5 protein-coding genes are annotated in these 6,603 nt (G+C 63.1%); 3 read left to right on the top strand and 2 right to left on the bottom strand.

What is annotated here, in order from left to right; all coding sequences use genetic code 11:
- The coding region (locus tag LK996_RS11815; RefSeq protein WP_230527488.1) for a tyrosine-type recombinase/integrase at positions 1-290 on the top strand (290 nt) is incomplete at its 5' end.
- A 56-nt stretch (positions 291-346) separates the two neighbouring features.
- Here LK996_RS11815 and LK996_RS11810 read toward each other — a convergent pair.
- Positions 347-490 carry a GNAT family N-acetyltransferase gene (locus LK996_RS11810; protein WP_343225881.1) on the bottom strand — a complete coding sequence of 48 codons (144 nt, stop codon included), beginning with the start codon at positions 488-490 and terminating at the stop codon, positions 347-349.
- A 305-nt stretch (positions 491-795) separates the two neighbouring features.
- Positions 796-1,629, bottom strand: a complete 834-nt coding sequence (locus LK996_RS11805; protein WP_230527481.1) for a bestrophin-like domain — start codon at positions 1,627-1,629, stop codon at positions 796-798.
- A 155-nt stretch (positions 1,630-1,784) separates the two neighbouring features.
- Here LK996_RS11805 and LK996_RS11800 point away from each other — a divergent pair, with 155 nt between their 5' ends.
- Entirely contained in the window at positions 1,785-4,163 is a 2,379-nt protein-coding gene (locus LK996_RS11800; RefSeq protein ID WP_230527479.1) for an arylsulfatase, read from the top strand.
- 24 nt (positions 4,164-4,187) lie between these two features.
- Complete coding sequence (locus LK996_RS11795) at positions 4,188-6,524, top strand: arylsulfatase (protein ID WP_230527477.1); 2,337 nt, start codon at positions 4,188-4,190, stop codon at positions 6,522-6,524.
- The last annotated feature ends 79 nt before the right edge of the window (positions 6,525-6,603 follow it).

The raw sequence follows: 6,603 nt of genomic DNA, 5'->3' as shown, positions 1-6,603 counted from the left end.
TTCCGCCGGATGCGTACTTGTTTCCCAGTCGGCAACGCGCCGACGCGCACCTTTCGACGCGGCAGTACGCACGCATCGTGAAAGGGTGGGTGCGAAGCGTCGGGCTGGGTGAGCCGAGCTACGGCACCCATTCGATGCGGCGCACGAAGGCGTCCCTGATCTATCAACGCACCAAGAACTTGCGCGCCGTTCAACTATTGCTTGGCCATTCCAAGATCGAAAGCACTGTCCGCTACTTGGGCGTTGAAGTGGATGACGCCCTGAGCATGGCCGAACAGACTGAGGTTTGATCAAGCAGTGCGCGAATGGCCGCCACCGGCCAGAAACGGACATTCACACATCAGCTCTACCGCATGGCGTCGAGCAACAACTGCCAGTAGCCCACGTCGATCCATCGGTCTTGTTTGAACCCAACACGCTTGAAATGCGCCACCTTCTCGAAGCCCATGCGCTCGTGCAGCGCGATGCTGGCATCGTTCGGAAGCGCGATCCCGCCGATGACGGTAACACGTCCGCTTCTGGCCGAGAGCGGACCCTGGCGGCCGCGGAGCTACGGAGTCGCCAAGTTGAATCAGAAAACTGATCCTCTCCGCTAGCATTAGCCCCGCTCCCGTCTTGGCTCTTGAGGAGCCAGCAAGAAGATCGATTCCTATTCAAGCGGGGGCATAAACGGGGGCACAAGAATTAAGGCGCCACAGTTGGCAGGAGTTTTCTGGGCTGAAACTAGTTCTGTTCGAGTCCTCTCCTGGCACCAGATTTCGCGCAGAACCCCCGAGCAATCGGGGGTTTTGTCGTTCAGGGGGTGGCAGCGGGCCGGAACACGGAAGGTGGGGTTGCCCGAAGCGACGCCTGCAGGTCTTCCATCGGCTTCTGCGACTCGTTGATTCCGCCATCGATGGGCCTGTCGATGTCGATGATCAACACGAGCGCGAGCGTGAACAGCAGGAACAGGAAGGTCGTCGACCATCGTTCGCGGCGGCTTTCGCGAGCGAACCCGACCAGGCCGGATGCGGCGACGAGGTAGATGAACAACACCAGGTAGACCTCGTAGGGCACCTTGGCGAGGCGGGAGATCTTGCGCGCTTCGCCCAGGTCGATGACCGCGTTCATCGAATCGATGTACGACGACGAGAAATCCATTCCGCGAATCGACGGCCACGCCGCGATGGTCGCGATCCAGAGGTCGGTCGTCATGCGGTCGTTGCGCGCCATCAGCGGGCGCGCCTCGGCGTTGGGGCGACGGGCCAGTTCCAGGCGGTTGTCGGTGTACGCCACCAGGAGCCCGCTGATGTGCGAGCGATGGGGTTCATCGAGGAGTTGCGTCCGCAGGTAGGCAGTGCCGATCGCGTTGGCCTCCTCGAGCACGAGCGCGCGACGCGTTTCGAAACGGTCGACCGCGAGCGCAAAGGTGAAGCCCACCAGCAACGCGAGCAAGCCGACGACGGAGGAGAGCATGAACCCTTCCTCGCCATCCGGTTTCGCTTCGACGGAAGACGTTACCCTCGACTTGTGCCATCGGCGCAGGCCGATCCCCACCGCGCGAGCCAGCGACATCGCGACGATCAACGACACGGCGATCAACCACAGCGGCGTCGCTTCGAGCCAGCCGGCAAAGCCCGGTGCGTTCATGCAACGGATCCTGGGTCAACGAACTGTCGCTGCATGCTCGCAGGTCGCTCCGATCGCTCGCTTGCGTAGTTCTACTGGTCGGTCCTGTGGAAACCACCGATGCCACTCGCCGTGGAATGGTCGACTCTGGTGCGTACCCCAAATGGATGACGGCCATGGGCAAGCACAACGGTGGTGGCAACGAGCCGGATTTCCCGCGCCACCTCGAACGCAACCACCTGCCCGAACCGGAATGGGCGTTTCCCGATGCAAGGATCGGGATGTACGCCACCGAGTCGAAGCCTGACTTCCCAAGGCCACGCGAAGCGCCGGAAGACGCACCGAACATCCTCTTCGTCCTGCTGGATGACGTCGGCTTCGGATGGTCGAGCGTCTGCGGAGGCCTGGTCCGCATGCCCGTGGCCGAGCGGCTTGCCGGACGTGGGCTGTTCTACAACCAGTTCCACACCACGGCGCTGTGTTCACCCACGCGCGCGGCGATGCTCACCGGCCGCAATCATCATTCGGTGGCCGCCGGCGTCATCCAGGAAATGGCGACGGGCTATCCCGGCTATTGCGGCATCATCCCCAAGAGTTGCGCCACCTTCGCAGAACTGCTCAAGCAGAGTGGCTACACCTGTGCGTGGTTCGGCAAGAACCACAACGTCCCCGACAACCAGACCAGCGCGGCAGGCCCGTTCGAAAACTGGCCGACGAACCAGGGCTTCGACTACTTCTATGGCTTCATCAGTGGCGAGACTGATCAGTTCTATCCCTCGCTGATTCGCAACACGGATCCGATCGAACCGCCGATGCGCCCGGAGCAGGGATACCAGCTCACGCGCGACCTCGCGGACCAATGCATCGGATGGATTCGCACGCAGAAGTCGATCGCGCCCGCGCGGCCGTTCATGGCGTACTTCTCCACGGGCGCGGCGCACGCCCCGCACCAGCCGCCGCTGGATTGGCGCGGCCGCAACGCGGGTCGCTTCGACATGGGGTGGGACCGCTATCGCGAGCAAGTCCACGCCGAACAGCTCAAGCGCGGCGTCATCCCGCCAGGCACGAAGCTCACGCCGCGCCCCGAGCAGATTCCTTCCTGGGACAGCCAGCCCGAAGCACATCGCAAGCTCTTCGCGCGGCAGGCGGAGAACTACGCCGACTTCCTCGAGCATGCCGACTTCGAAACCGGCCGCATCGTCGACGCCATCGAAGGCATGGGAGAGCTCGACAACACGCTGATCATCTATGTCATCGGCGACAACGGATCGAGCGGGGAAGGGTCGCTGGTCGGTACGCCGAACGAGATCATGAGCCTCAACGGTCGCCAGCCGTCGATGGAGGAATCGATCGGTTTCATGGATCGGTGGGGTTTGCCCGGCACCTCGCCGCATTACGCAGTGGGTTGGGCCTGGGCGGGCGACACGCCGTTCCAGTGGACCAAGCAGGTCGCCTCGCATTTCGGCGGCACGCGCAACGCGATGATCGTCTCCTGGCCGAAAGTGATCACCGACCACGGCCAGGTTCGCCCACAGTTCCATCACTGCATCGACCTGATGCCCACGTTGATGGAAGTGGTCGGCATCGCCGAACCCAAGGTCGTCAACGGCTACATCCAGCGACCGATCGAGGGCGTGAGCTTCGCCTACACCTTCGCCGACGGCGCCTCGGCCGTGCCAAGCGCACGGACGCAGCAGTACTTCGAGATGTTCGGCAATCGCGCGATGTACAGCAACGGATGGATGGCTTGTTGCCGGCACGGACGCTTGCCCTGGGAGACGTCCGGTTCCGCGGGTTTCGACGAAGACGTCTGGGAGCTCTACAACATCGCCGAGGATTTCAGCCAGGGCAACGACGTCGCACACGCGCATCCGGAGAAGGTGCGCGAGTTGCAGGACCAGTTCATGGCCGAGGCTGCGAAATACAACGTCTTGCCGCTTGACGACCGATTCGCGGAACGACTCGACACCACGCTTCGTCCCAGCTTCTTTGCCGGGCGCGATGTCGTGACCTTTTATCCAGGCATGACGCGCCTCCCCGAAGGCAGCGGACCGAAGCTTGTCGGCGTGCCGTTCACGATGACGGCGCCCATCGAAGTGCCGAAGCAGGGCGCGGAGGGCGTGGTCTTCGCGCTCGGCGGCGACGCGGCGGGATTTTCGCTGTTCCTGTGGGAGGGGAAGCCGCGCTTCCACTACAACTTCTTCGGGATCCGGCGCTATGACGCGATCGCACCCGAACGCTTGTCGCCGGGCAAGCACACGATCGAGATCGTGTTCGAACCTGCGTCGGCGACGCCCGGCGCACCCGCCGACGTCAGCATGTCCGTGGACGGCGCGCGCGTGGCGAGCGTGCACATCGACGAGCAGGTGCCACAACGATGCGGCACCGAGACGATGGACCTCGGCATGGATTGCGTGTCGCCGGTCTGCGCGGATTACGAGGACAAGGGGCTGTTCCCGTTCACGGGGACGATCGATTCGGTGACCTTCGCTTTCGGTCCGCATGTTCCGCCGACCGGCATGGAACGACTGCAACTCAGCGCACGGATGGATTGACGCACGCAACCGAGGAGCACGCTCATGGCAGCGCAAAAACCTTTCAACGGCGTCATCAAGCTCGACGTCCGGGATTCGAAGCCCGACTGGGGGCCTTTCACGCTGCCGCAAGCACCGAAGGGCGCGCCCAACATCCTGATCGTGCTGTACGACGATACTGGCCAGGCGGCATGGGAACCCTACGGCGGCCGCATCCGCATGCCCACGTTGCAGAAACTCGCCGACAACGGTCTCACCTACACGCAGTGGCATACGACTGCGCTGTGCTCGCCGACGCGGTCGTGTTTCCTCACCGGCCGCAACCACCATCTCAACGGTTGCTCGTGCATTACCGAAGCCGCGCAGGGGTTCCCGGGATGGAGCGGTCGCACGCCGGCCGAGTGCGCGACGATCGGACAGGTTTTGCAGGATGCCGGTTGGAGTACCTACTGGCTCGGGAAGGACCACAACGTGCCCGAGCAGGACATCGCGTCGGGCGCGAGTCGATCCGAATGGCCGTTGCGCAAGGGCTTCGACCGTTACTACGGATTCCTCGGCGGCGAAACCAACCAGTGGTATCCCGATCTCGTCGAGGACAACAAGTTCATCGACCAGCCCTACGGACCGGAAGACGGCTATCACCTGTCGAAAGACCTCGTCGACCAGGCGTTGCAGATGATCCGCGACCAGAAGGCGAGCAACCCATCGAAGCCGTGGTTCATGTGGTTGTGCCCCGGCGCGAACCACGCACCCCACCACGCGCCGAAAGAGTTCGTCGACAAGTACAAGGGTCAGTTCGACGACGGCTACGAGGCCTATCGCGAATGGGTCGTGCCGCGCATGGTCGAACGCGGCATGTTGCCGAAGGACACGACGCTCACGCCGATCAACCCACTGCCCGACGATATCGCCAACGCCGGCGATGCAGTGCGCCCGTGGGCTTCGCTCAACGCCGACGAGAAGCGCTTGTTCTCGCGCATGGCCGAAGTCTATGCCGGCTTCTCGGAATACACCGACGTGCAGGTCGGCCGGCTGATCGATTATCTCGAGGAGAGCGGTCAACTCGACAACACACTCGTGTTCTATTGCGCGGACAACGGTGCATCCGGCGAAGGCAGCCCGAGCGGGTCGGTCAACGAGAACAAGTTCTTCAACAACTTCCCGGACGAGCTGGAAGAGAACCTGAAGTACATCGACGTGCTCGGCGGCGTGGAAACCTACAACCACTATCCGACCGGCTGGGCGGTCGCATTCTCCACGCCGTACCAGATGTTCAAGCGTTACTCCGAATATGCCGGCGGCACCTGCTGCCCGATGGTCGTGCACTGGCCGAAGGGCATCAAGGCGAAAGGCGAAGTGCGCAATCAGTACCACCACGCCACCGACATCGTGCCGACGATCCTGGAGTCGTGCGGGCTGGAGATGCCGAAGACCTACAACGGCGTCGAGCAATACCCCTTGTCGGGCGTGTCGATGAAGTATTCCTTCGACGCCAGGCCCGACGGGCCGACGCGCAAGAAGCGCCAGTACTACGCGATGCTCGGCACGCGCGGCATGTGGGAAGACGGCTGGAAGGCGTCGGCCCTCCATGCGCCGCTGGTGAGCAAGGGCCACTTCGACAAGGACGAGTGGGAGCTTTATCACACCGATGTCGATCGCTCCGAATCGAAGAACCTCGCAAAGCAGCACCCCGAGAAACTCAAGGCGCTCATCGACGCATGGTTCGAAGAAGCCGAGATCAACAAGGTGCTTCCGCTCGACGATCGCACCGCGGCCGAACTGCTCGGCGTCGAACGACCTTCGGAAGAGGCCCCGCGCGAGCGCTACATCTACTATCCGGGGACGTCTCCGGTTCCGGAAGGCGTCGCGGTCAACACGCGCGGGCGTTCCTACAAGATCCTCGCCGACGTGGACATCCAGGGCGCCGACTGCGAAGGCGTCATCTTCGCCCATGGCTCGCGCTTCGGCGGGCACAGCCTCTTCATCAAGGACAAGAAGCTGCACTACGTGTCGAACTTCCTGGGGATCAAGCCCGAACAGAAGTTCGTCGCGGAGCAACCGCTCGAGCCCGGCAAGCACACGCTCGGCATCGAGTTCACGCGCGAGAAATCCGGCAAGCACGGCGAGTCGCTGGGCAAGGCGACGCTGTATGTCGACGACCAGGTCGTTGCGCAGGGCCCGATGAAGACGCAGCTCGGCAAGTTCACGCTTGCAGGCGATGGCCTGTGCATCGGCCGCGACAGCGGCGATGCGGTCAGCGAGGACTATGAATCCCCCGGCGAGTTCCGGGGCGGCGAAATCAAATTCGTCGGCGTCACTGTCGAAAAGGCCCAGTACCTCGACCTGGAGAAGCTGGCCGCGGCGGCGTTCGCGCGCGATTGAACCGGGAAGTCGCCAACCTCGACAAGTCGTTGATTCACAAGCCCACAATGCCGCTCGCCGGGTAGATCCGGCGAGGGCC

This window comes from Noviluteimonas lactosilytica, from assembly GCF_020866925.1.
Taxonomy (GTDB): domain Bacteria; phylum Pseudomonadota; class Gammaproteobacteria; order Xanthomonadales; family Xanthomonadaceae; genus Noviluteimonas; species Noviluteimonas lactosilytica.
The sequence above is the reverse complement of the archived record's forward strand: the minus strand, read 5'-3'. Positions and strand labels throughout refer to the sequence as shown.

Coding starts and splice junctions, on each gene's coding strand:
- LK996_RS11805 (WP_230527481.1), bottom strand. CDS start 1,629: ATGAACGCACCGGGCTTTGCCGGCTGGCTCGAAGCGACGCCGCTGTGG.
- LK996_RS11800 (WP_230527479.1), top strand. CDS start 1,785: ATGGGCAAGCACAACGGTGGTGGCAACGAGCCGGATTTCCCGCGCCAC.
- LK996_RS11795 (WP_230527477.1), top strand. CDS start 4,188: ATGGCAGCGCAAAAACCTTTCAACGGCGTCATCAAGCTCGACGTCCGG.